Annotated in this window: 4 protein-coding genes; 2 read left to right on the forward strand and 2 right to left on the reverse strand. The window is 59.8% G+C overall.

What is annotated here, in order from left to right; all coding sequences use genetic code 11:
- Positions 1-352 (reverse strand): ArsC/Spx/MgsR family protein (locus ACZXDY_RS45390; protein ID WP_464349947.1); only part of this gene is annotated, 352 nt, incomplete at its 3' end.
- A gap of 8 nt (positions 353-360) precedes the next feature.
- Positions 361-795, reverse strand: a complete 435-nt coding sequence (locus ACZXDY_RS45395; RefSeq protein WP_463331993.1) for a response regulator — start codon at positions 793-795, stop codon at positions 361-363.
- A 422-nt stretch (positions 796-1,217) separates the two neighbouring features.
- Here ACZXDY_RS45395 and nifH point away from each other — a divergent pair, with 422 nt between their 5' ends.
- On the forward strand, positions 1,218-2,102 hold the full coding sequence (gene nifH / locus ACZXDY_RS45400) for a nitrogenase iron protein (protein ID WP_130231928.1): 885 nt from the start codon (positions 1,218-1,220) through the stop codon (positions 2,100-2,102).
- A gap of 128 nt (positions 2,103-2,230) precedes the next feature.
- Positions 2,231-2,646: nitrogen fixation protein NifQ (locus ACZXDY_RS45405; RefSeq protein WP_455999054.1), on the forward strand; the 416-nt coding region annotated here is incomplete at its 3' end.

Raw genomic sequence — 2,646 nt, forward strand, 5'->3', positions numbered from 1 at the left:
TGCTCCGCCCAAGCAGCGACAGCACGGGCTCATGATCGAATCCCGCGCATCTTGCGCCGTCGGCGTTGATCAGCGGGCGCCTTATCAGGAGCGGATCGCTGAGCATCAGCGCGAGTGCGCTCGCCGCGTCGCTCGCGTCGGGATTGATTTGGCCTGACTTGATACGGGGCGCGGCGCGGTTGAACCAGGATCCGATCGGCGTATTGCCGAAGAACTGGCGCAGTTCCTCCGCGCGCCACGGCTCCTTCAAGATATCCTTGGCAATCACGTGGTGGCCCGCGACCTTCAGCGCCTGCATCTGGCGCGCGTTGGTGGCGCAGTCGGGTTTTTGATAGAAGATGATCGTCGCCATGGCCTGGCCTAACTCAGCACCCTGAGCTGCACGATGGGCGCGGTGGCGCCCCGTTCGAGAATACCATCGACCTTCTTGCGGACGGCTTCCAAGGTGAGAGGCTTGATAAGCACGCCGTGCGCGCCCGCCTTGATGCCTTCGACCGCGGTGGGCTCGTCGGATTTGTCGCAGACGATCAGGATCCGCACCTCGGGAAAATGGGCCGCCAATTGGCCGATCAACGGCGGTCCCTTTTGCCCCAAAAAGGAGGCGCCGAGTAGCACTACATCCGGCTTCAACCAATCGATGCCCCTGACAAAAGCCTCTTCCGGCGTTGCAAGCTCGTGCGTCTCGATCTCGTCATGCAGCATAAGTTGCAAAGTCACGCGGGTGATCTCGTCATCGTCGACCACGAATACCCGTCGCTGGCCCTCCGCCCTCGAGGTTTCGACATCTTGCTGCACTGTCGCTCTCCTGAAAATCGCGCCGACAAAGCGGCTTGCAAGAGCAATTAGCAATTTCCGTTCCACGCATGAACGCATCGAAAGGGCCCGCGCCAAGCCGGTTTTTGCCCGTTTGATGCTTGCGATCCTTGTTCGGCTTCTGACAGCGGCACAATTGCTGTCACCTTCAAAACACCTGGTGTCATCCGTCGGCTCGCAAGTTTTTCAGCGCGAAATCAGAAGCTTAAAGAGCGTAGACAGCCTTGGCACGGGGGTTGCTATTACGATGCAGCAACACTGAGTGAGGGCTGAGTGCACGCAGACGCGCAAGACGAGCGATGCTCTCCTTCCCTTGAACCCGTGTGCCTCGTTTCTGAGAGAGAAACAAAGCTGGCGCGCGAGCCAGCGCGCAAACTTTGGCAAATCGGTTGATGGAGAGCAACATGTCTTCACTGAGACAAATCGCGTTCTACGGCAAGGGTGGCATCGGCAAGTCGACCACCTCGCAGAACACGCTGGCGGCGCTGGCCGAAATGGGCCACAAGATCCTGATCGTGGGCTGCGATCCCAAGGCGGACTCGACCCGCCTGATCCTGCACGCGAAAGCACAGGACACGATTTTGAGCCTGGCGGCGAGTGCCGGCAGCGTCGAGGACCTTGAACTCGAGGACGTCATGAAGATCGGGTATCAGGACATCCGCTGCGTCGAGTCGGGTGGTCCGGAGCCGGGCGTCGGCTGCGCTGGCCGCGGAGTCATCACCTCGATCAACTTCCTGGAAGAGAACGGCGCCTATGAGAACATCGACTATGTCTCCTATGATGTGCTCGGCGACGTCGTCTGCGGCGGTTTTGCGATGCCGATCCGCGAGAATAAGGCGCAGGAAATCTACATCGTCATGTCCGGCGAGATGATGGCAATGTATGCCGCCAATAACATTTCCAAGGGCATTTTGAAGTATGCCAACTCTGGTGGCGTGCGGCTCGGCGGCCTGATCTGCAACGAGCGACAGACAGATAAGGAGCTGGAACTGGCGGAGGCGCTCGCCAAGAAGCTCGGCACCCAGCTGATCTATTTCGTGCCGCGCGACAACGTCGTGCAGCACGCGGAGCTGCGCCGCATGACCGTGCTGGAGTATGCGCCGGAGTCCCAGCAAGCCGATCACTATCGCAATCTTGCGACCAGGATCCACCACAATGGCGGCAAAGGCATCATCCCTACCCCGATCTCCATGGATGAGCTGGAGGACATGCTGATGGAGCACGGCATCATGAAGCCAGTTGACGAGTCCATCGTCGGCAAGACCGCCGCCGAGCTCGCCGCCGAGTAAAGAGCATACCGATGGAGGCCGGCTTTCCCAGGCTTAATGAGGGAGGTCGGCGTTCCGGCGAAAGATCTCGTGACCAGCATCACGATGCAGCAGAGCATACTTGATCGCGGTGGAAAGGTCGGCCATCAATGTTCGAAGCGCAATTCTTTCCGCTTATGGCTGCCAGAGCGAGTGATGTGAACGGTGGGCGGCATAGGGGAATTGCGACCTATCGCCTGCTCACTGGGGCGCACCCCGCAGATGCCGACACAACCAGTGACAGCAATTTCGATCGCCACGCGCTGGCGTCCATTCTGGCGCTCGCCACGATGGATGGTGGTCTTCTTTCCGAGAAGGTCGGTCTGTCAAGCCATGAGCTGGCGGCATTGGTGGAGCAGTACTTCCCGTCGGTTCGGATGAACGCCGAGGAGTTGCTCTTGCGTTTCAAGCGCAATGAGAGCGATGAGGGCGCAATGTTGCGTGATCTCCTGCTCGCGCAACGCTCGACCGAAGGGGATATCGGCAACTGGCTGGCTGCGATGATCGCGCGTCGCGCGATCGAGCC

It is taken from the genome of Bradyrhizobium sp. LeoB3, from assembly GCF_055456055.1.

Coding starts and splice junctions, on each gene's coding strand:
- nifH (WP_130231928.1), top strand. CDS start 1,218: ATGTCTTCACTGAGACAAATCGCGTTCTACGGCAAGGGTGGCATCGGC.